This window comes from Yokenella regensburgei (genome assembly GCF_051486985.1).
In the GTDB taxonomy this organism is placed as follows: domain Bacteria; phylum Pseudomonadota; class Gammaproteobacteria; order Enterobacterales; family Enterobacteriaceae; genus CBFFRJ01.
The window spans coordinates 211,541-234,350 of the sequence record NZ_JAHVDV010000003.1 but is presented as its reverse complement, the minus strand read 5'-3'; the positions used below and the strand labels follow the sequence as shown (position 1 = coordinate 234,350).

At 54.5% G+C, this 22,810-nt stretch carries 18 protein-coding genes; 7 read left to right on the top strand and 11 right to left on the bottom strand.

Features of this window, described 5'->3' with window-relative positions:
• Nucleotides 1-376: 376 nt before the first annotated feature.
• The 4 genes from KXR87_RS04310 to KXR87_RS04295 all read left to right on the top strand — a co-directional run bounded on the left by KXR87_RS04310 (nucleotide 377) and on the right by KXR87_RS04295 (nucleotide 6,361).
• Nucleotides 377-1,276: a glycyl-radical enzyme activating protein gene (locus KXR87_RS04310; RefSeq protein WP_437431023.1), complete on the top strand. Its 900-nt coding sequence runs from the start codon at nucleotides 377-379 to the stop codon at nucleotides 1,274-1,276.
• A 4-nt stretch (nucleotides 1,277-1,280) separates the two neighbouring features.
• On the top strand, nucleotides 1,281-3,713 hold the full coding sequence (locus KXR87_RS04305) for a formate C-acetyltransferase/glycerol dehydratase family glycyl radical enzyme (RefSeq protein WP_437431022.1): 2,433 nt from the start codon (nucleotides 1,281-1,283) through the stop codon (nucleotides 3,711-3,713).
• A 404-nt stretch (nucleotides 3,714-4,117) separates the two neighbouring features.
• On the top strand, nucleotides 4,118-4,930 hold the full coding sequence (locus KXR87_RS04300; protein WP_437431021.1) for a Cof-type HAD-IIB family hydrolase: 813 nt from the start codon (nucleotides 4,118-4,120) through the stop codon (nucleotides 4,928-4,930).
• A 168-nt stretch (nucleotides 4,931-5,098) separates the two neighbouring features.
• A complete protein-coding gene (locus KXR87_RS04295; RefSeq protein ID WP_437431020.1) occupies nucleotides 5,099-6,361 on the top strand; it encodes a DUF1479 domain-containing protein in 1,263 nt (420 codons plus the stop codon).
• An 86-nt stretch (nucleotides 6,362-6,447) separates the two neighbouring features.
• Here the strand turns inward: KXR87_RS04295 and KXR87_RS04290 are convergent, their stop codons facing one another.
• On the bottom strand, nucleotides 6,448-8,040 hold the full coding sequence (locus tag KXR87_RS04290; RefSeq protein WP_437431019.1) for an ABC-F family ATPase: 1,593 nt from the start codon (nucleotides 8,038-8,040) through the stop codon (nucleotides 6,448-6,450).
• 215 nt (nucleotides 8,041-8,255) lie between these two features.
• Between KXR87_RS04290 and ldtB the strand changes: the two genes are divergently transcribed.
• Complete coding sequence (gene ldtB, locus KXR87_RS04285) at nucleotides 8,256-9,176, top strand: L,D-transpeptidase (RefSeq protein WP_437431018.1); 921 nt, start codon at nucleotides 8,256-8,258, stop codon at nucleotides 9,174-9,176.
• 45 nt (nucleotides 9,177-9,221) lie between these two features.
• On the opposite strand, the gene KXR87_RS04280 is transcribed toward ldtB, so the two are convergent.
• The 9 genes from KXR87_RS04280 to mntR all read right to left on the bottom strand — a co-directional run bounded on the left by KXR87_RS04280 (nucleotide 9,222) and on the right by mntR (nucleotide 19,887).
• Nucleotides 9,222-9,938, bottom strand: coding sequence for a GntR family transcriptional regulator (locus tag KXR87_RS04280; RefSeq protein WP_437431017.1), 717 nt, complete (start codon nucleotides 9,936-9,938; stop codon nucleotides 9,222-9,224).
• A gap of 15 nt (nucleotides 9,939-9,953) precedes the next feature.
• Nucleotides 9,954-11,276: a PTS sugar transporter subunit IIC gene (locus KXR87_RS04275; RefSeq protein ID WP_437431016.1), complete on the bottom strand. Its 1,323-nt coding sequence runs from the start codon at nucleotides 11,274-11,276 to the stop codon at nucleotides 9,954-9,956.
• A gap of 33 nt (nucleotides 11,277-11,309) precedes the next feature.
• A complete protein-coding gene (locus KXR87_RS04270) occupies nucleotides 11,310-12,686 on the bottom strand; it encodes a glycoside hydrolase family 1 protein (protein WP_437431015.1) in 1,377 nt (458 codons plus the stop codon).
• Between the two features lie 192 nt (nucleotides 12,687-12,878).
• Nucleotides 12,879-13,916, bottom strand: a complete 1,038-nt coding sequence (locus tag KXR87_RS04265) for an aldo/keto reductase (protein WP_437431014.1) — start codon at nucleotides 13,914-13,916, stop codon at nucleotides 12,879-12,881.
• Nucleotides 13,917-14,019: 103 nt separating this feature from the next.
• Nucleotides 14,020-15,543: an efflux transporter outer membrane subunit gene (locus KXR87_RS04260; RefSeq protein ID WP_437431013.1), complete on the bottom strand. Its 1,524-nt coding sequence runs from the start codon at nucleotides 15,541-15,543 to the stop codon at nucleotides 14,020-14,022.
• A 1-nt stretch (nucleotide 15,544) separates the two neighbouring features.
• Nucleotides 15,545-17,116, bottom strand: coding sequence for a DHA2 family efflux MFS transporter permease subunit (locus tag KXR87_RS04255; protein ID WP_437431012.1), 1,572 nt, complete (start codon nucleotides 17,114-17,116; stop codon nucleotides 15,545-15,547).
• Nucleotides 17,113-18,210 carry an HlyD family secretion protein gene (locus KXR87_RS04250; protein ID WP_437431011.1) on the bottom strand — a complete coding sequence of 366 codons (1,098 nt, stop codon included), beginning with the start codon at nucleotides 18,208-18,210 and terminating at the stop codon, nucleotides 17,113-17,115. The genes KXR87_RS04255 and KXR87_RS04250 overlap by 4 nt, the downstream gene beginning before the upstream one ends.
• A gap of 100 nt (nucleotides 18,211-18,310) precedes the next feature.
• On the bottom strand, nucleotides 18,311-19,420 hold the full coding sequence (locus KXR87_RS04245; RefSeq protein WP_437431010.1) for an anion transporter: 1,110 nt from the start codon (nucleotides 19,418-19,420) through the stop codon (nucleotides 18,311-18,313).
• Entirely contained in the window at nucleotides 19,417-19,887 is a 471-nt protein-coding gene (mntR, locus tag KXR87_RS04240) for a manganese-binding transcriptional regulator MntR (RefSeq protein WP_437431009.1), read from the bottom strand. The genes KXR87_RS04245 and mntR overlap by 4 nt, the downstream gene beginning before the upstream one ends.
• A 192-nt stretch (nucleotides 19,888-20,079) precedes the next feature.
• Here mntR and mntS point away from each other — a divergent pair, with 192 nt between their 5' ends.
• Nucleotides 20,080-20,208 (top strand): manganase accumulation protein MntS, encoded by a 129-nt coding sequence (gene mntS, locus KXR87_RS04235; RefSeq protein WP_437431008.1) that lies wholly within the window; start codon nucleotides 20,080-20,082, stop codon nucleotides 20,206-20,208.
• A gap of 276 nt (nucleotides 20,209-20,484) precedes the next feature.
• Nucleotides 20,485-22,068 carry a phosphoethanolamine transferase gene (locus KXR87_RS04230; RefSeq protein ID WP_437431007.1) on the top strand — a complete coding sequence of 528 codons (1,584 nt, stop codon included), beginning with the start codon at nucleotides 20,485-20,487 and terminating at the stop codon, nucleotides 22,066-22,068.
• Nucleotides 22,069-22,130: 62 nt separating this feature from the next.
• Here KXR87_RS04230 and ompX read toward each other — a convergent pair whose 3' ends face one another.
• Nucleotides 22,131-22,643 (bottom strand): outer membrane protein OmpX, encoded by a 513-nt coding sequence (gene ompX, locus KXR87_RS04225; protein ID WP_437431006.1) that lies wholly within the window; start codon nucleotides 22,641-22,643, stop codon nucleotides 22,131-22,133.
• Nucleotides 22,644-22,810 lie beyond the last annotated feature (167 nt).

The window sequence follows — 22,810 nt, the reverse complement described above, 5'->3', positions numbered from 1 at the left end:
ACCCTGGCACGTTCACGGGTTCTGGCGTGACAGAACAGCAAGGAACATGAGGTGAACGGAATGACCATAAGAGCCGCATGTTTCCCCTCACCCTGGCCCTCTCCCCAAAGGGGCGAGGGGACTAAATCGAGCCGCCATCCTCTCTCTCCTTTGAGGAGGAAGGAACGTCACCGGGCTGCCTTTCTCCCTCTCCCCGTGGGAGAGGGCCGGGGTGAGGGCATCAGCGCGCACATTTCCCCCGCACTACTCCATTCAAAATGTGACCTCCTCCATGCTTTAGCACTGGCCTGACATTACCTGACAGGGCGTTGATCCTTATCAAATTAACTTTCATTCGAAAGTAATTTAATCTTCATACGCAATATGAGGATACTCCATGATTTTCAATATTCAGCGCTATTCCACCCATGATGGCCCGGGTATTCGTACCGTGGTCTTCCTGAAGGGCTGCTCGCTGGGCTGCCGCTGGTGTCAGAATCCTGAAAGCCGGGCGCGGGGGCGCGAGGTGCTGTTTGACGCACGCTTGTGTCTGGAGGGATGTCACCTTTGCCAGCAGGCGGTGCCCACGGCTATTACGCGCACGCTTAACGGACTGGTGATCGAGCGGGACGCGCTCCATGAAGCCGACCTGGACGCCCTGACCCTCTGTTGCCCCACCGAGGCGCTGACCGTCTGCGGCGAAAACCAGTCCGTTGACCAGATCATGGCGACCGTACTACGCGACAGGGCTTTTTACGCCCGCAGCGGCGGCGGCATTACGCTCTCCGGCGGCGAACCCTTTATGCATCCCACGCTGGCTCAGGCACTCTTAAAGCGCAGCCATGAGGAGGGCATTCATACTGCGGTAGAAAGCTGTCTGCACGTGCCCTGGCACTACATTGCGCCGTCACTGCCCTATGTCAGTCTGTTTCTGGCCGACCTTAAGCATGTCGATAGCGCGGTGTTCAGACAGTGGACCGACGGTAGCGCCAGACGCGTGCTGGATAATCTCAAACGGCTGGCCCAGGCCGGTAAAGAGATGATCGTTCGCGTACCGCTGATTCCTGGTTTTAACGCTGACGAGCAGTCCATCACCGCCATTACCCGTTTCGCCGCAGACGAACTCCAGGTTCGTGAGATCCATTTTTTGCCTTATCACACACTGGGCATGAACAAATACACTCTGCTCAATCAACCTTACACCGCACCGGATAAGCCGCTTGATGCGCCCGCGTTACTGGCTTTTGCCCAGGACTACGCCCGCCAGAAAGGACTCACCGTCACCTTACGAGGATAACGCCATGACCACCCTGCAGCTCACTACCCTGACCGAACGCATAAGGGCGCATAAAGATGCGCTGGTACATATCGTTAAACCCCCTGTCTGTACCGAGCGTGCGCAACATTACACTGAGATGTACCGTGCCCACATGGATAAGCCGATCCCGGTACGGCGGGCGCTGGCACTGGCGCATCACCTGGCGTTACGGAATCTCTGGATCAAACACGACGAGTTGATTATCGGCAATCAGGCAAGCGAAGTGCGCGCCGCCCCCATCTTCCCGGAATACACGGTCTCCTGGATTGAAAAAGAGATTGATGACCTTGCGGACAGACCAGGCGCAGGTTTTGCGGTGAGCGAGAAGAATAAACGCGTGCTGCATGAAGTTTGTCCGTGGTGGCGCGGGCAGACGGTGCAGGATCGCTGCTACGGTATGTTTACCGATGAACAAAAAGCGCTGCTGGAGACGGGCATCATTAAAGCCGAAGGCAACATGACCTCCGGCGATGCGCACCTGGCGGTAAACTTTCCGCTGGTGCTGGAGCAGGGGCTGGACGGCCTGCGTGCCCGTGTGGCTGAACGCCGTTCACGTATTAACCTGACCATACTGGAAGATCTTCACGGCGAGCAGTTTCTGAAAGCGATGGATATTGTGCTGGAAGCCGTCAGTCTGCATATCGGACGGTTTGCCGCACTGGCACGCGAAATGGCCTCAACGGAAAGCCGTGAACAGCGTCGTAATGAACTGCTGACCATCGCAGAAAACTGCGACGTGATTGCCCATCAACCCCCGGTAACCTTCTGGCAGGCGCTGCAGCTCTGCTATTTTATCCAGCTGATTTTGCAAATCGAGTCCAACGGTCACTCAGTCTCGTTCGGGCGCATGGACCAGTACCTGTACCCCTTCTACCGCCGTGACGTTGAACTGAACCAGTCGCTTGAACGCGAACAGGCCATTGAGCTGTTGCACGGCTGCTGGCTGAAGCTACTGGAGGTGAACAAAATTCGCTCCGGCTCGCACTCCAAAGCCTCAGCGGGGAGCCCGCTGTACCAGAACGTTACTATTGGCGGGCAGAGTCTGGTCAATGGCAAGGCGACGGATGCGGTCAATCCGCTCTCTTATGCGATCCTCGAATCCTGTGGTCGCCTGCGTTCCACTCAGCCGAACCTGAGCGTGCGCTATCACGCGGGCATGAGTAACGACTTTCTGGATACCTGCGTGCAGGTCATCCGCTGCGGCTTTGGTATGCCTGCTTTTAATAACGACGAAATCGTCATCCCTGAATTTATTAAGCTTGGGGTGGAGCCACAGGACGCCTATGACTACGCGGCCATTGGTTGCATTGAAACTGCTGTCGGCGGTAAATGGGGCTATCGCTGCACCGGCATGAGCTTTATCAACTTCGCCCGCGTGATGCTGGCGGCAATGGAAGGGGGCCGCGACGCCACCAGCGGCAATGTATTCCTGCCCCAGGAGCATGCGCTGTCGAAAGGCAACTTCCCCGGATTTGACGACATGCTGGCTGACTGGGACAACCAGATACGTTATTACACCCGCAAATCTATTGAGATTGAGTATGTGGTCGACACCATGCTTGAAGAGAACGTACATGACATTCTGTGTTCGGCACTGGTGGACGACTGTATTGAGCGGGCGAAAAGCATCAAGCAAGGGGGCGCAAAATACGACTGGGTTTCCGGCCTGCAGGTGGGAATTGCAAACCTCGGCAACGGACTGGCCGCGGTAAAAAAACTGGTATTCGATCAGGGCGTCATTGGTCAGCAACAACTGGCAGAGGCGCTGGCGGCAGACTTTGATGGACTGACCCATGAACAGCTACGCCAGCGCTTAATCAACGGCGCGCCGAAGTACGGTAATGATGATGACAGCGTTGATACCCTGCTGGCCCGCGCCTATCAGACCTATATCGATGAACTCAAACATTATCGCAACCCGCGTTTTGGCCGTGGTCCGATTGGTGGCGCCTATTACGCAGGAACCTCTTCGATTTCGGCCAACGTGCCCTTCGGGGCCGCTACCATGGCCACGCCAGATGGACGTAAAGCCCATACGCCGCTGGCAGAAGGGGCAAGTCCGGCATCCGGCACCGATCATCTGGGCCCAACGGCGGTTATTGGCTCAGTCGGTAAGCTGCCTACCGGATCGATTCTCGGCGGGGTATTGCTGAACCAGAAACTGAACCCGTCGACGCTGGATAATGCAGGCGATCGTCAGAAGCTGATGATGCTACTGCGTACATTCTTTGAAGATCACAAGGGCTGGCATATTCAGTACAACATTGTTTCACGTGAGACGCTGGTTGAGGCGAAAAAACACCCGGATCGGTATCGTGATCTGGTCGTGCGGGTAGCGGGCTATTCCGCGTTCTTTACGGCACTCTCACCGGATGCGCAGGACGATATTATTGCCCGTACCGAGCACACGTTGTGATGCAGACCGTCTCTGCGCTCTGATGCCCTCACCCTTGCCCTCTCCCCGTGGGAGAGGGAGAAAGGCGGCCCGGTCTGGTCCCCTCTCCCTTGAGGGAGCAGATTGGGGTGAGCGGGAGAACCAGGCTCCGCTGCCCTCGCCCGGCCCTTCCCCAAAGTGAGAGGCAGAAAGGCGGCCCGGTCTGGTCCCCTCTCCCTTGAGGGAGAGGGTTAGGGTGAGAGGGAGATGCAGGCTCCGCTGCCTTCTCGCCATTCCTCCCGCCGGACGAGGGGCGGACATCCACAAAGCCACTACGATTGCCTTTTGCTTTCACCCTATTTTTACTTTCGAATGAAATAGATTTGTGCTGCAGGTCACACTGTTATTACAATGTTACTGGAAAAACATATTCCAGGAGCTTATGTATGACCGTGAAAGTTATCGTCACTGATATGGACGGAACCTTTCTGGACGACGCCAAGCAGTACGACCGCGATCGTTTTATGTCCCAGTTTGCCCGGCTGAAAGAACGCGACATCGAATTTGTCGTCGCCAGCGGCAACCAGTATTACCAGTTGATTTCGTTCTTCCCCGAGCTTAAAGACCAGATCTCGTTCGTTGCAGAGAACGGAGCGCTGGTCTATGCGAATGGGCAACAGCTGTTTCACGGCGAATTGACCCGCCATGAAGCCCAGGTAGTGATTGGCGAATTGCTGAAGGATAAAGGGCTCAATTTTGTGGCCTGTGGCCTTAACAGCGCTTACGTCAGTGAAAACGCCCCGCAAGCGTTCGTTGACCTGATGTCAAAACACTATCATCGCCTGCAACGCGTCAGTGATTATCACCAGATTGATGACACGCTGTTCAAATTCTCCCTCAATTTACCGGACAGCGACATCCCACAGCTTATGGACAGACTTCACGTCTCACTGGACGGCATCATGAAGCCCGTCACCAGTGGCTTTGGTTTTGTGGATTTGATTATTCCCGGGTTGCACAAAGCCAACGGCATTACGCGGTTGCTCAAACGCTGGCACCTCACACCCAAAGAGTGCGTCACCATTGGCGACAGCGGTAACGACGCGGAGATGCTGCGGATGACCGATTTCTCCTTTGCGATGGCGAATGCCAGCGATGCCATTAAAGCAATTGCCCGTCACCAGACGGATGACAACAACCATCAGGGCGCGCTGAATGTGATCCAGTCCGTGCTTGAAGGCGCTGCGCCCTTTAATTAGTCCTGGTGCCGGTGCGTCAGCGCCGGCCCGTTTTCTCACCCCTCTCGTTTCGCCCTTCTTTTCACTTTGTGTCAGGCATCAAGTTTTTAAACTTGCATTAACTTAATTTTAACTTAAATTGTCATATGTAATCTTTATAACTTTCGAATGAAAGATTGAGAGGTCATCATGACATACACCAGTGAAACGTTGCCCGCCGACCCTAAAGAGGCGATCCGCCAGATGAAACACGCGCTTCGCCAGCAGATGGGTGACGTACAGGCGGTTTTCGATGCCCTGCACAAGCGCATTCAGGAGCGGGTGACTGAAATTAAGAGGCTGAAGGCCAACGGCGAGGCTATCTGGCCTGAGATCCCCTATGCTGATCTGGCATGCGGCAACATTTCGCAGGCGCAACGGGACGCCATCAGGCGTCGGGGATGCGCTGTGATTAAAGGCCATTTCCCCCGCGAAAAGGCACTGGGCTGGGATCAGGACATGATGGCCTATCTCGAAAAAAACCATTTCGATGATGTCTACAAAGGGCCCGGCGACAGCTTCTTTGGCACGCTGGAGGCATCGCGTCCTGAAATCTACCCGATTTACTGGTCGCAGGCGCAAATGCAGGCGCGCCAGAGTAATGAAATGGCGACCGTACAATCGTTCCTCAATCGTCTGTGGCGTTTTGAAAGCGAAGGCACCCGGTGGTTCGATCCGGACGTCAGTGTTATTTACCCTGACCGTATTCGTCGACGCCCACCGGGAACGACCTCAAAAGGACTCGGCGCGCATACCGATTCCGGCGCACTGGAGCGCTGGCTGTTACCCGCTTATCAACGGGTGTTTGCCAATGTCTTTAACGGTAAGCTGGATGAGTACGATCCGTGGGACGCCGCGCACCGCACCGAAGTGGAAGAGTACACGGTGGATAACACCACAAAATGTTCAGTGTTCCGGACCTTCCAGGGCTGGACAGCACTTTCCGACATGATCCCAGGACAAGGGCTGCTGCACGTAGTACCGATTCCCGAAGCGATGGCGTACATTCTGCTGCGCCCGCTGCTTGATGATGTGCCGGAAGATGAGCTGTGCGGTGTGGCGCCGGGTCGCGTTCTGCCCATCTCTGAGCAGTGGCATCCATTATTGACAGAGGCGCTGACCTCTATTCCGGCGCTGGAAGCCGGCGATTCCGTCTGGTGGCACTGCGATGTGATTCACTCCGTGGCCCCGGTTAATGACCAGCAGGGTTGGGGAAACGTGATGTATATTCCCGCGGCCCCTATGTGCGAGAAAAATCTGGCCTACGCCCGCAAGGTTAAAGCGGCTCTGGAGAAAGGAGCATCGCCGGGGGATTTCCCGCGTGAAGATTATGAAACCGACTGGCAGAATCGCTTTACCGTGGCGGATTTGAATGATTACGGTAAACGTGCGCTGGGGATGGTGGCCGACTGATTCTGCTGGCATAGCAAAGAGAATGGCGTTTAAAACAGAAACTGCGCTTTTCCTGAATTCAGGAAAAGCGCATGACGTGGTGCGAATTATTCGATGCCTTTGCTGCGCAGGTAATCTTCATAATTACCGGAGAAGTCGATGACTTTCTCTGGCGTAATTTCGATTACACGGGTAGCGAGCGAACTGACAAATTCACGGTCATGAGAGACGAAAATCAGGGTTCCCTGATACATCTCCAGCGCCATGTTCAGCGATTCAATGGATTCCATATCCAGGTGGTTGGTCGGTTCATCCATGATCAGGATATTCGGTTTTTCCATCATCAGCTTGCCAAACAGCATGCGACCCTTTTCACCACCGGACAACACTTTTGCCGGCTTTTTGATGTCGTCCTGGCTGAAAAGTAAACGCCCCAGAATGCTGCGCACCGCCTGCTCATCATCCCCTTCCTGTTTCCACTGGCTCATCCAGTCAAACACGGTCAGGTCGTTTTCGAACTCATATTCATGATCCTGCGCGTAATAGCCGATTTGCGCATTTTCGGACCATTTCACCGTACCGTTATCAGGCGCAAGGTCGCTTACCAGCGTCTTCAGCATGGTGGATTTACCCACGCCGTTCGCACCAATAATGGCAATCTTCTCGCCCACTTCCAGCAGCAGGTTAACGTTTTTAAACAGCGGACCGTCATCGAAGCCTTTGGTAAGGGCTTCCACTTCCAGCGCATTACGGAACAGTTTCTTATCCTGCTCGAAGCGAATGAACGGGTTCTGGCGGCTGGAGGCTTTCACCTCATCCAGTTTGATTTTATCAATCTGACGGGCGCGGGAGGTGGCCTGACGAGATTTGGAGGCGTTGGCACTAAAGCGACTCACGAAGGATTGCAGGTCTGCAATCTGCGCTTTTTTCTTGGCGTTATCCGCCAGCAGACGCTCACGCGCCTGGGTTGCCGCGGTCATGTACTCATCATAGTTACCCGCATACACACGCAGCTCGCCGTAATCAAGATCGGCCATGTGCGTGCAGACCATATTCAGGAAGTGACGGTCGTGCGAAATGATGATCATGGTGCTGTCGCGTTCGTTCAGCGTCTGCTCCAGCCAGCGGATGGTGTCGATGTCCAGGTTGTTGGTAGGTTCATCGAGCAGCAGAATGTCCGGGTTAGAGAACAGGGCCTGGGCTAACAGCACACGCAGTTTCCAGCCTGGCGCGACTTCGCTCATCAGACCGTAGTGCTGTTCGACAGGGATCCCCACGCCTAACAGCAGCTCGCCCGCGCGTGCTTCAGCGGAGTAGCCGTCCATTTCGCCATACTGGGTTTCGAGGTCGGCCACTTTGTAGCCATCTTCCTCGCTCATTTCGCTCAGACCATAGATGCGGTCACGCTCCTGTTTCACTTCCCATAATTCACCATGACCCATGATGACGGTATCAAGTACGGTGAAATTTTCGAAGGCGAACTGATCCTGACGCAGCTTACCGATGCGCTCATTAGGATCGAGTGAGACGTTCCCAAGCGTAGGTTCCAGGTCGCTGCCAAGGATTTTCATAAAGGTGGATTTACCGCTCCCGTTAGCGCCGATCAGGCCGTAACGGTTGCCGCCGCCAAATTTGACGGAAATATTTTCAAAGAGCGGCTTGCTGCCGAACTGCATGGTGACGTTGCTGGTTACTAACACGGAAGTATCCTGAAATGTGTGACAAACGCCGTATTATGCCACAATTCCGAATTAGATTCCTGCTTCGAAACGCACGGCTAAAATGAAAGCAACGGGAAAAAAATGTGATTTCGTACACATCTGAATTCCCTGGGCGAGGGAATGCACATATAATGCGCTCCCATCTATAGAAAGCATTATTAACCCAACGGCCTGTGGCACGAATCTCGCACAACATGAACATGAAATTAAAAACGCTTTTAGCGGCGGCGTTTGCCGTCGTAGGCTTTTGCAATACCGCGTCTGCTGTTACTTACCCGCTGCCAACCGATGGTAGCCGTCTGGTTGGTCAGAACCAGGTCGTAACTATTCCTGAGGGCAACACCCAACCGCTGGAGTACTTTGCCGCGGAGTACCAGATGGGCCTGTCCAATATGACGGAAGCCAACCCGGGCATTGATGCCTTCCTGCCGAAAGGCGGCACCGTCATGAACGTCCCGCAGCAGCTGATTCTGCCGGATACCGTGCACGAAGGTATTGTCATCAACAGCGCCGAAATGCGCCTCTACTACTATCCGAAAGGCACCAATACCGTGATCGTACTGCCAATCGGTATTGGTCAGTTAGGTAAAGACACCCCGATCAACTGGACAACCAAAGTTGAGCGCAAAAAAGCGGGCCCGACCTGGACGCCGACCGCGAAAATGCATGCCGAGTATATTGCTGCGGGTGAGCCGCTGCCTGCGGTAGTGCCGGCGGGCCCGGATAACCCGATGGGCCTGTACGCGCTTTACATTGGTCGTCTGTATGCTATTCACGGCACCAATGCGAACTTCGGTATCGGTCTGCGCGTAAGCCACGGTTGTGTGCGTCTGCGTAACGACGACATCAAATTCCTGTTCGAAAATGTGCCGGTCGGCACACGCGTTCAGTTTATTGATGAGCCGGTAAAAGCGACCACTGAGCCAGATGGTTCACGTTATGTTGAAGTGCATAACCCGCTGTCGACGACCGAAGAGCAGTTCAACGAAGGCGAAATCGTGCCTATCACGCTGACCAAAAGCGTGCAGAGCGTGACCAGCCAGGCGGATGTTGATCAGAACATTGTTGAACAGGCGATTCAGAACCGTTCCGGTATGCCGGTCCGTCTGAACTAAGCTGTAGCTTATCCATAAAAAAGCGGGTCTCAGACCCGCTTTTTTTTATCCGTTATTCACCACAATCACCCCACCGTGATCGTAGCGGTAATGGCAGTGTGCATACTCCAGGGGCGTGCCATCTTCCAGATAAATGACCTGCTCCACTTCCAGCACCGGGTCAGTCTCATCGCAATTGAGATACTGCCTGTCCTCTTCACCCGGTTTGAGCGCGCGCACTATGCGGTATGAGCCCATGATTTTCAGCGCCAGGGCATCCTGCACATAGCTGAAAACAGAACTCTCAAGATGGGAGCGATTAAGCCCCGGCACCAGATTTACCGGCATCAGGGTAAACTCCAGCGACATGGGTTCGCCCTCAAGCAGACGCAGACGGATAAAGTCATAGACCGGGTCATCCGGCCCTACCAGCAGCGACGCCTGCTCTTTTTCCGTCGGGAAGCGCAGCTCAAAGCGGATGATTTTACTGGTGACCTGCCCGACGTGCTCCCAGGTTTTGGTCGCGCCATAGTAATCACTGCCTGGTAAATCCCAACGGGAGAGCTGCAGAAAGTTTTTACGAATAAAGGTGCCCTGCCCCTGGCGGGTATAGACCAGTCCCTCCACAATCAACTGGCGCATCGCCTGCTGAATAGTCATCCGGCTGGTATTAAACTCCCCGGCAAGGGCAAACTGGTCAGGCAACGGTTCGCTGGCGTTGTAACGCTGACTGAGGATCCGCTGTTTGATTTCCCGCGCGATAAGTATGTATTTCGCCGCCATTGCCTGTCCTTCATATTATTCGGTTATGCCGTTGTTTTTTAAGGCCACTCTCTCGGCTATCTTGAGGAAAGGCAGGTAGAAGAATACACCAAAGATGATGATTATCAACTGCACCACCACGGCCCTCCAGTCCCCCGCCGTGGCCAGCCATGCGCTCAGAACAGGCGGCGTGGTCCAGGGGATCATCACCACACATTTTGCCATCCAGCCGAGCGTGGTACACAGCCAGGCGAAGTAAATACCTATCGCCGGCAGCAGCACAAACGGGATCATCAGCGGCAGGTTAAAGACAATGGGCAGGCCAAAAATCACTGGTTCATTGATGTTAAATAGCCCAGGGGAGACAGAGAGCCGCGCCACCTGATTGGCCGCTTTCTGCTTCGAGAAGATGAAGATAGCAATCAGCAACGAGAGCGTACTGCCCGTACCGCCAATCATGCCGAAGGTCGGCACAAAGATATTGTTGATGATATGCGGAATCGGCTGCCCGTTAGCAAAGGCCAGCATATTCTCGTTGGTGTTGATTAAGAGGAAAGGTTCCAGAATCACGCCGTTGACCACTGACTGATGGATACCCAGCGTAAACAGGAAGTTACCAAAACTATAAATAAACAGTGTGCCCGGAAGACTGGTATTAACGAGCCGTAGCGGTTGCTGAATCAAGGTGGTGATGAGATGAATCAAATCCGTGTGCAGCACATTTGCCAGCAGCGCCGCCACAATGGCGAACGTCGACAGCGTGATAATGGTCGGGATCAGCGCCGAAAATGACTGGCCGACCGCCGGGGGCACATTTTCCCCCAGGGAAATATTCAGCTTTTTAATCGTCGCGATCCGAATAAACAGCTCGGTGGAGAGCAGGCCGATAATCACCCCGGCGAAAATCCCGGTCGAACCTATGTTGCCGAACGAGAGCATCTGGCCTACCGTTACCGCCGCGTTGCCGCCAACCGGTACGACCTCAAGCGTCACTGGCATCATCATAATGTAGCTCGATAAGGCAATGACCACCGCCGACACCGGGTTATCGAAATTGCGATTGCGCGCCAGGGACCAGGCGGTCATGGGAGCAATCAGCAGGGCCGCGATATTGAGCGTGCCATTGATAATGACGTCACCCCAGACTTTGAAACGCGCCAGCGTTTCACCCTCCAGGATCCACGGGAAGACCACGTTATTTACTAACACCGCAAGCCCGGCCAGAATAAATATCGGCATGACGGCAGCGAAGGCATCTCTGAGCGATCGCAAGTGCACCTGTCCTGCGAGGCGTGCAGAAAAATCGACAAACCTGTCGACAAAGGACGGCGTATTTTCAGGCTGTTTAGCGTCAGACATAATGGTCTCCCGTGAATGGCTTACGGCGGCGCGTTACATCTCGCGACCGTTGGTATGGATTACCTGTTTCAGCCAGGCGTAGCTCTGTTTTGGAATGCGCTTGAGGTCTTTCAGATCGTGGTTTTCGCGGTTTACATACACCACGCCGTAGCGCTTACGCATGTCCCCCTGCGAGCTGAGAATATCGATAAGCCCCCAGCCGAGATAGCCAATCACCTGCGCCCCGTCTTCAAAGATGGCGTCTTTCATGGCCTGCAGGTGATCGCGGTGATAGGCCACGCGGTAATCATCCTGAATCGGGTTGACACCATCCCAGCTTTCAATCACCCCGATACCGTTCTCAATCGGGAACACCGGCAGCCGCCAGTCGTTGTAGTAACGGGTGATGATGGCGCGAAAACCGAGCGGATCGATCTGCCAGCCCCACTCCGTCGCCTTCAGATGCGGGTTAGGCACGTCGCCCTGTTGCAGATAATAATTGACCGGCGCATCGGGGGAGATGGCGTCGCTGTCCAGCGTCTTGCTGGCGTAGTAGCTGAAGGCCATATAATCACTTTTCACCTGGCTGATGAGCGTTAAATCTTCAGCCCGATAGATATCGCTAAAACCTTCGCGTTCTACCACCGCCATCACCGCCGGGCTGTAGCCCTGGCCGGCAAAGACGCGCAGCAGGTTCTGATTGAGGAATTCGTCATACTGCTGGGCGCAGAACACATCACGCGGTTTGCAGGTCGCCGGGTAGACCAACTGATGTGCGAGCATCCCGCCCATCAGCGCCTTCGGTTTTGTCTGGTGCAGGTAATGGGTGAGTTGCACATGCGCCATCATCACATGATGCTGAATCTGATAGAGCTCGCGCAGCGTTTTCTCCCCCTTAAGATAGCCCCCGACTTTGAACGCTTCCGGCATGTGGTAGATGTTCTGCTCGTTAAAGGTCAGCCACCAGGTCACCTTGTCGCCGAAGCAGTCGATCATCTTTTGCCCGTAACGCACAAACGCATCCAGCACGCGGCGATCGGTAAAACCGTTATATTTTTCCGCAAGCGCCAGCGGCATATCGAAATGGTAGAGGCAGATCATCGGCGCAATGCCACGGGCAATCAGATCGTCAATAAAACGATCGTAGAACGCGATCCCTTCTTCATTAAAGTCGCCGTCACCGTTCGGGCAGACGCGGCTCCATGAAATCTGGAACCGGTAGCAGTTCATGCCCAGATCCTGCATGCAGTCGAAATCTTCCGTGTAACGGTGGTAAGAGTCGGTGGCAACCTTCCAGTCTGAGGCAAACTCGCTGGCTTCGCGGATGTCGTACACTGAAGGCCCCTTTCCGCCCTCATTCCATGCCCCTTCGGTCTGCATACTGGAGACCGAATTGCCCCATAAAAAGCCCGGCGGTAGTGTTTTTGTCATCTCGTTATCTCCGTGGTCACATGTAAAGTCATATCTATTTCATGACTAGTCATATAGACAAATATGAAAAGTCAGGCCACGACGACGATCGTTTTTTGTGAGCAAGGTGGAGAAAACAGGACGGGGCAAAACGCAGAAAAAAGAAAACCCCGGTGGCCCAAAGGCATCACCGGGGTGAGGCAAAGAAGAGAACTAGCTTGCTAACTGATTGCGACGGTATTCGCCCTGACGCTCCAGCATCCAGCCGGGGTATTCACGGGGTAAGGCACTCACCGCATCAAGCTGGCGCAACTCCTCTTCCGTGAGGCGGATATGCGTTGCCGCAATATTGTCCATCAGCTGCTCCTGGCGTTTCGCGCCAATGATCACGCTGCTCACGACGGGCTGATGGAGCAACCAGGCCAGCGCTATTTGTGCCACAGATACCCCTTTGGCTTGTGCAATGACCCGCATCACGTCCACGCAGTCAAATGCGCGATCTTTATTCACCGGTGGGAAATCAAATTCGAGACGGCGGCTGCCCGCTTCGCCCTGCCCGTCGCGATCATATTTACCGCTCAGCAGGCCACCAGCCAGCGGGCTCCAGACCATCAGACCGACGTTTTCGCTCTGCATCATCGGCATCAGTTCGCGCTCAAGGTCACGTCCGGCGATGGTGTAATAAGCCTGCAGCGAGGCAAAACGCGCCAGCCCAAGACGCTCAGATATCCCCAGCGCTTTGGTGATTTGCCAGGCTGCCCAGTTGGAGACGCCGATATAGCGCACGTGGCCGTGCTGCACGAGGTTATCCAGCGCGTAGAGCATCTCCTCCATTGGGGTTGCCGGATCAAAACCGTGCAACTGGTAGAGATCGATATGATCGAGCTGCAGGCGTTTCAGGCTCTCTTTCACGCTGCCGATGATGTGGTAACGCGAGCTGCCGCGCGAGTTCACCCCCGCCGTCCCGGTTTCACCGAACACTTTGGTCGCCACCACCACGTTCTCGCGGGGGATTTTCAGGTTTTTCAGCGCCTGACCTGTTATCTCTTCCGAGCGGCCCTCAGAATAGACGTTCGCGGTATCGATAAAATTAATGCCTTCATCCAGCGCGCTGCCCACCAGTTGGTCTGCCTGCGACTGGCCTAACTGGCCGATTTTGCTCCACATCCCGCTTTCACCACCAAAGGTCATGGTGCCAAGGCATAATTCAGATACAAACAGACCGGTATTGCCGAGTTTTTGATAACGCATGGCGCGTCTCCTCTCATTGTGGGTTGACGCAAACAGTTATACGCAAAACGCGGCGCGCCGGAATGTGAGGTTTCTGCCTGTTTCTTGCCTGAACCTCTGAAACTTATCCGCGCGGCGCATCACCGAAAACGTCATACTCTGGCAGTCGCACGTTCTGGTAAGGTTCCCAGCCGCCTCCCAGCGCTTTGTACAAGGCCACCAGATCAAGGCTGCTTTGCACCCGTGCCTGGGCGCGCTGCTGTTCAGCCTGTGCCAGTTGGCGCTGGGCATCCAGCACATCAATAAAGGTCGCGATCCCCTGTCGATAGCTGTCGCTGGCTAGACTGAAGGCGTTTTGCAGCGCTTCAATGGTTTTATCAAGCCCCGCTTCCCGCTGCTGATCGCTGCGGTAGCTGACCAGGGCATTTTCCACATCCCCCAGCGCTTCCAGTACCGTCTGACGGTAGTTAAGCACCGCAGCGCCCTGTTGAGCACGGGCCAGCTTCACGCTGGAGACCAGCCGTCCGCCCTGGAAAATCGGAATTGAGATTTGCGGGCCGAAACTGTAGAAGTGGCTGCTCCAGTCGGTCAGCCAGTCGGTTTCGCTGTTACGCAGGCCAAACTGTCCGCTGAGCGTGAGGCTCGGGAATAGCTGCGCTACCGAGACGCCTATCTGTGCCGTTGCCGCGTGCAGGGTCGCTTCGGCTTCCCGCACATCCGGGCGGCGGCGCGCCAGCGTGGAGGGAATACCGGTCTGCACAATTTTTGGCAGAACGGGCAGCGGCCGCGAACCGCGCAATTCGCCGTCGAGCGCACCGGGCGGTTTACCCAGCAGCACCGCCAGGGCGTTCATTGCCTGGCGCTCCTGAGCCTGATACTGCGGCAACTGCGCTTCAAGATTGCCCACCTGCGCACGGGCATTTTCCACATCTAATTGCGGTGACAATCCGCCGCGCTGGCGGTTTTCCGTCAACTCAAACGTTTGTTGTGCGGTATCAATCTGGGTTTGCAGGGTTTTGATGATACTTTGCGCGCCACGCAGTTGCAGCCAGGCGCGTGCCACCTCCGCCTGCAGGGAGACCAGGGCATCGTTGCGCTGCTCAATGGCCTGCTGCTGTTGCGCTTCGCTTGCCTCAACCTGGCGGCGCACTTTGCCCCACAGGTCGAGCTCCCACTGGGCATCAAAGCTGCCCTGGTAGAGATTGACCGGCTGAGTTAATGCCCCTAACGCGCCGGAAATTTCCGGGTCGACGTTATCGAGCTGTCCATAGACGTCATGGGATTTCAGCTCCCCTTCCAGGCCAAGCTGTTGTCGGGTCGCCTGCAGGTTGCCATTGACCGCTGGCAAAAAGGCGCCGCCTGCCTGATTAATCTGTTCACGTGCCCCGGCGATACGTAGCACCGTCTGCTGGAGCGACAGATTCCCGGCAACAGCCCTGTCAATCAGACTGTTCAGCTGTGGGGAGTTAAAGGTTGTCCACCAGCGCGGGTTGACGGCCTGCGGGGCGGTTTGCGACGCCACACTTTTATCACCCGGATCGTTCCAGCGTGCCGGGGTTTGCGGCTTCGGTTGCTGGTAATCCGGCCCCACCGCGCATCCTGCCAGTAAGAGCGACAACATCATCAAAGAGAGACCACGCCTGGACATATTAATGTGCTCCTGCGCTGCCTTCGCTCTTGATGGGCGAAAGCAGTAAACAAAATGGAATCAGTAAAAACGCCACCACCGCGAGCAACGTAAACACGTCGATATAGGCGAGAAAACGCGACTGCGCAATCATGATTTTGTACATCTGGCCGGTTGCGGCACTCATCGCATCGCCGGTGATGGCGGTGAAATTGCGTATCGCTTCAGCCGACTCGCGAAGCGCAAGCTGGAACTGCTCATTCAGGGGCGACGCATGGGTTGACAGATGCGCGCTGTGTGCCTGCGAGCGCTCGGTAATGGCGGCCGTAGAGAGCGAAATACCTATCGACCCCGCCACGTTACGGAACATGGTAAACAGCGCCGCCGCATCGGCGTTGAGCTGCCGTGGAATGGTAATAAAGGCAATAGTCGTGAGCGGCACAAACAGGAACCCGAGCCCTATCGACTGCGCGCTACGAAACAGCACCAGAGTTTCAAAGTCGATGTCAGGCGTGAGCGTGCGCGACCACCAGAAGGAGGCCCCGAGGCAGAAAAAGCCAAAGGCGATTATCCAGCGTGTCTGCACGACGGGCATCAGTTTAAGCACCAGCGGGATCGTCAGCACAATAAGCACCGCCCCCGGCGAGAGCACCAGCCCGGACCAGGTGGCGGTATAGCCCAGGTCCTGCTGCGCGAGTTGGGGAATAACCACCGAACTGCCGTACAGGATCATGGCCATCCCCGCCATCAGCAGACTGGACACGGCAAAGTTTTTATCTGCCATACAGCGCAGATCCACCACCGGCTTTTTGGCATACAGTAGCCAGTAAATGGCACCAATGATGCCAATCATCGTCAGAACCGCAAAGGTACGGGTGAAGTCGGAGGCAAACCAGTCCTCATCTTCCCCGCGATCGAGCATCACCTGCAGGCAGCCCAGCCCCAGTGCAATCAGGCTGATCCCCGCCCAGTCAATGGAGAGCTTCTCTTCTGATTTTCGCTCCCAGGGCGGATCTTCCAGCAACTGGTAGATAGCTAACACCGTGACGATCCCAACCGGGATGTTTATAAAGAAGACCCAGCGCCACGAATAATTATCGGTTATCCAGCCGCCAAGGGTGGGCCCCAGCACCGGCGCGACAATGATAGCAATTGATGAGAGACCAAAGGCTTTGCCCCTGTCCTCTGGCTTAAAGTAGTCCAGCAGCACTGACTGTTGCGTGGGCTGTAACCCACCGCCAAAAAAGCCCTGCAAAATGCGGAACAGAATGATTTGCCAGAGTTCGGTGGCAATACCGCATAAGAATGAGCAGACGGTAAACATGACAATACAGATCAGAAAGAACTGCTTGCGGCCAAATACCCGGCTCAGAAACGCAGAGATGGGCAGCACAATCCCGTTGGCGACCAGGTAGCTGGTCAGTACCCATGTCGATTCGTCATAGCTTGCTGACAGCGAACCGGCGACATGCGGCAGGGCAACGTTGACGATGGTGGTGTCGAGAATTTCCATAAACACCGCCAGCGTCACGACCCATGCCACCGTCCAGGGATTACTGGCCGGGCGCCAGTTTTCATGATGGGTATCGGTCATTCCAGCGTGACCTTAGGTTCAACTGATAAGCCAAGCGGCAGGGGGCGGCTGGTGTCCAGACCTTTATCGATAACGATTTTCACCGGCACACGCTGCACAATCTTCACGAAATTGCCGGTGGCGTTTTCCGACGGGAAGGCGGAAAACTTCGAACCACTGCCCTGCTGAATACTGTCAATATGTCCTTCGAGCTCCATGTCTGGCCATGCATCAACCTTCACGGTGACTTTATTGCCAGGGCGCATACGTTCAAGCTGCGACTCTTTAAAGTTCGCTGTCACCCAGATGTGTGGCGAGACCAGGGAAAAGAGCGCGGTGCCTGCCTGCACCAGGGTGCCGGTCTGCACGTTGCGTTTAGTGACATAACCATCAAAAGGTGCGCGAACTTCGGTCCAGGAAAGATTGAGCTTTGCGGTTTCAAGCTGGGCTTTGGCCTGATCGACCTGCCGCTGCCGGGCCTCAACGTTGGTCTCCTGCTGGCGGATCTGAAGCTGTACCTGATCGGCCACCTCAAGTTGGGCCTGCGCGCTGGCGAGCTGGGCCTGGGCGCTACGCAACTGCGCATTGGCGCTGTCGATGTTCTGTTGTGTGGTAGCACGGGGATCAACGCCCCGCTGGCGTTTATAAGCCGCCTGAGCATTGGCTAAATCAGCCTGCGCTTTCAGCACCTGCGCGCGTGCTTCATCGCGTTGGGCGGGATATTGCACTTTGGAAAGCGCAAGCTGTGCCTCGGCCTGATGAAGCTGCGCCTCGGCAAGGCCCAGTTGAGCCTGCGCCTGATCGCGCTGGGCCGCCGCATCACGCGGGTCAATCACCAGCAGCAGGTCACCCTTCTTCACCTGCTGGTTATCTTTCACCCGCAGCTCGGTAACATAGCCTGCGACTTTTGGCGCAATGGTTACGGCATCGCCATCGGTAAAGGCGTCATCGGTGGTCTTCTGATTGCGGGTCATCATCCACCAGACCAGTGCAACAATAACCATCACGACCACCACTACCCCCAATATAATCAGTGGCTTTTTACCGGGGCGTTTGCGCGGGGTTTTCTCTTCTTTTTCCTGCCCGTTGTCAGGCGAAGTTGTAGTGTCTGCCATAGCTCGCAACAATCCTGTCAGTGAACGGCGTCATAGTTACGCCGTTTACTAAAGTTAGAAGCTCGCTATACATTTGCCAGGATAAACTGACAAATCAGCACTATCTGAGAAGAAATAACCCGTAGCCGATGAGCGCTGCCCAGAGCAGCATTGGCAGGGAGTAAAGGTGAAAACGCCACCAGATACGGCGGTCGTTAGCCATGCGCAGGGCGATCAGGTTAGCCAGAGAGCCAGGCAATAGGCCAAAGCCCCCCACGTTTACCGCCCAGGCAAGCAGCGTATCCGGCTGGACATAATTAAGGAGCAGGATAGTCGCCGGCACGTTGCTGATAAATTGCGATAGTCCGATGGCCGTAAACCACAAACCGGGCGCAGAAAGCTCACGTGTCGCACTGAGCAGGTCATGCAAAACCGGCAGTTGAGTGAGCAAATGCACATCAATAAACATCGCCATGAAGACCAGTAATAGCGTCCAGTCCACGCTCACCACTACCCGGCGCGCAAAGAGAAGAAACCCGATCGCCACCGCTGCCAGCCCCCATAGCTCAAGCTTCAGCTCCAGCGCGGTAATGAAGACGATATAAAAGCCCAGGCAAGCCCAGACCAGTCGTGGTTGCCAGTCGGGCGTGGTGGTCCCGCTATGATAGCGAAGCGCGTTTTTGGGAAAACAGAACCAGCAAAAGATAAGAAGCGATATCATCATGGCCAGCGCCAGAGGGGCCATTTGCCCGATAAACGCCAGAAACGAACTGCCGGAGCGCCCCCATAACAGGATATTTTGCGGGTTTCCTACAGGAGTCAGCAGTGAACCGGCATTAACGGCCAGTGCTTCGAAAATGATCAGTCGGTTGACCGGGATCTCGCAGAGCCTTTTAAGGGTAATGGTCAGGGGCACCACAATAAACAGTGCCACGTCGTTGGTAAGGAAGGTAGATAACAACGCGGCCGCCAGCACCATAAACATAGCCAGCTGCCGTTCGGTACGAAAGCGGCGCACCATTCTGCGCCCCAGGAGATCAAAATAGCCGCTTAGCTCCACGCCTTTGGTAAGAAGCATCAGCCCGCTCAGCGTAATAATGGTGTGCCAGTCAATGGCGGCAGGCCAGGTACCAGGCGCAAAGGGAACCACAACGCACAGACCTGTTCCCAAAAGGAGTAAAAGTTGTAAGAAGCGATCCCGCTTTAGCGCGTGGAAAAGCGGCAGGTTCATTCGGTGGGTAGCCCGCGTTGTTGGGTAAAGAGGCGAAAGCGCTCCAGCGTCTCTTCACTGACATGGTGCTCCATACCTTCCGCATCGCGGCGTGCGATCTCCGGGCTAACGCCCAGCACCAGCAAGAAACTTTCCACTATCTGATGACGCTCGCGGCTGGCCTGCGCCAGTTTTTCGCCTTCGGGGGTCAGAAAAACGCCGCGCCAGGGGATCTGTTCAATCAGCCCTACCGTTGCCAGACGCTTTAACATTTTTGCGACAGTGGGCTGTGAAACCCCAAGACGTGCCGCCATATCCACCTGACGGGCTTCCCCTACTTCATGAATTAAATCAGAAATTAGTTCGACATAATCATCAATCAGTTCACGCCGGTGCGCTTCACGTACCTGACGAAACCCTTCGACATGCTCTTCAACATTCACCAGCGTCACTTTTTTTATAGTTTGCTTACCTGCGCGACGGTTCATTGTGCTTCCTCTGGGGTGTAACGCGACATTCGCGCCATAAAAGAGAGGGCTCATTGTAAACCAATCGTGAAGCAGCACAAAAAATTAACGTATTAGCCGTAGCTATACAATATAGCCTGTGCTATATCTGTATGTATAACGTTCACTGCGACAAGGTCAAACCGCGCTGAACGTGAACGTCAGGAGGTCATCATGAATGAATTCAAGAGGTGCATGAACGTGTTCAGTCACTCCCCCTTTAAAGTACGTTTGCTGCTGCTTAACATGTTGTGTGACATCATCAGCGGCAAACCAAAATCAGACGAAAAATCTTCTCATTAAGGCGGCGTCGCGGTACGCCGCTTCATTTTTTTGTCATAATCCCTCGTTATATTTGGCCTGACCGACCCTCAGTCTCCCTTATTTTTGCAATTTGCAGCGTTCCTCCCAAAACAATCCCTTAGCGGGTGTTGACCTTCTCCGCCGCTCAATTTATCTTTGCGCAGCCCTGCACAACTTGCGGCTCGCAGAAGTGGACCACTCCCCTCTCCACGCACTGTCCGGCAGGTATTGACCCTTACGCCAGGGTGTTCACATGGCGTTTTCGTGATAGTGACTATGAGCCTGATAATTAAAGAACCTCTTGTCTCCCGTGGACAGGCGTTAAGCCCGTGGACGGGCTTCTACTTTTTACAATCCATTCTGATAAATCACGCGCTCGGTTATGAATTCAGCGTGCTTTATGCTGTGGTGCTTACCGCCTTTATGTGGGTTATGTGGCGCCATGCGCCGCGTACGCAAAAAGTGCTCATCGGGATTTTTTCACTGGTTGCGGCCTCATATTATCCGTTTGGTCAGGCCTATGGCGCGCCGAACTTTAATACCCTGCTGGCATTGCACTCCACCAATATGGAAGAGTCGACGGAAATCCTGAAGATTTTTCCCTGGTATCACTACGCTATCGGCTTACTCATTTTCGCGCTTGGCGTGGTGTCATTTCGCCGCAAAGCGGAACCTAAGCCCGCCTGGACCAAATGGGATACCCTTGCAGCCCTCTTCTGCGTTGGCTGCTATTTTGTGGGGCCGGTGCAAAATTATTTCCGCGGGTATGACGTGCATCTTCGCGATACCGGGATTCCGGTGCTGCGCTTCGTCCGCGACGTGGTGGTCAACAATCAGGGCGTGATTGATGAGCAGGCCAGCATGGCCCAGCTTGCCAACATGAAAGACTCCTGGAACGTGACGGCGGTAAAAACCCGATACCATACCTATGTGGTTGTCATTGGTGAAAGCGTACGCCGCGATGCCGTCGGGGCGTTTGGTGGGCACTGGAATAACTCCCCTTTTGCCAGTCAGGCTAACGGCACCTTCTTTATGGATTACATTTCCGCAAGTGGGTCAACGCAAAAATCGTTGGGATTGACCCTGAACCGCGTTGTAAACGGCAAGCCGGAATACCAGAACAATTTCGTCACCCTGGCGAACCGTGCCGGTTTTCAGACCTGGTGGTTTTCAAACCAGGGGCAGATCGGCGAGTATGATACCGCCATTGCCAGTATCGCGAAGCGCGCCGACGAAGTGCAGTTCCTGAAAAAGGGCGATTTTGAAGCTGATAAAAATACCCGCGACGAAGATTTACTTAAAATGACATCGCAGGTGCTCTCAACTCACCGTACCCAGCCGCAGCTGATTGTTCTGCACCTGATGGGGTCGCACCCCTCAACCTGTGAACGTTCAGGGGATAAATATAACGAGTTCGTGCAGTCGAAGGAGACCTCGTGCTATCTCTATTCCATCACCGCAACGGATGAGCTGCTTGGCAAACTTTATTCGCAGTTAAATAGCAGCGGAGAGAGCTTCTCCATCACCTATTTTTCCGATCATGGATTGACCTTCAGAGAGCGGGGAAAAGAGGTGCAATATCTGGCACATGACGACAAGTTCCAGCAGAACTTCCAGGTGCCTTTCATGGTGATTTCGAGCGATGATAAAACGCATCGGGTGATTAACGCGCGGCGTTCGGCTAACGATTTCCTGAGCTTCTTCTCGCAGTGGACAGGTATTAGCGCGAAAGAGATAAAAAATTCGTACCCGTTTATGTCTGAGAAAAAAGCCGGGCCAGTCTACGTTACCAATTTTAAGTTACAGAAAATTGACTACAGCCAGCTTGCGACGGATATTTTCGAACCGCGTAATCGCTAAGATGTGCGTTTATTGCAGATAAAAAAAATCCGCCCGTAGGCGGATTTTTTATCGTTACCGTCTTAGAAACGGTAGCCGACGCCTGCGATCCAGGTGCCAACATCAACGTTACGAATACGAGACTGCTCGTAGGAGAAGTCCAGGGCAACGTTTTCCATTGGGTTGAACTGCATACCTGCGCCGTAGGAGAAACCGTAGTCGCTGTTGCTTGCAGTTTTGAGCTGGTCTTCAGACTGCTGGAATTTACCGTAGCCAACACCTACAACACCGTAGATGCTTGCCCAGTCGTTCAGACGGAATGCCGGGCCTGCGGTAACACCGTAGTACTGACCTTTATTGTAAGTGCCGTCTTCGAAACGATCTTTCTCAGTGTAAGTGAAAGAACCAATCACACCCAGCGGGCTGCTATCATCTTCATAACGGTATTTCAGGTTGAAACCGTTCATTTTGTTTTGTACGCCCTGCGCGTCGCTCTGAGCATAACCACCGGTAACGGTAGAAGTTGCAGCGGAAGCAGTACCTACGGAAACGGCCAGAACAGCGGCCAGTGCTGAAAGACATGCAATTTTTTTCATAACCACCTCAAATGTGCTTCAAGTAAATCCTAAGTTTTAAATATATCAAAAAATGTTAAGAAACTCTTTGGCATTAACGATGTCTAATGACGCTTTTCCTGTAACAGAACATTTCCTCTGTTGACTAACTCTTTCATTAAACAGCCGTTTTGCCATACTACCTGCCA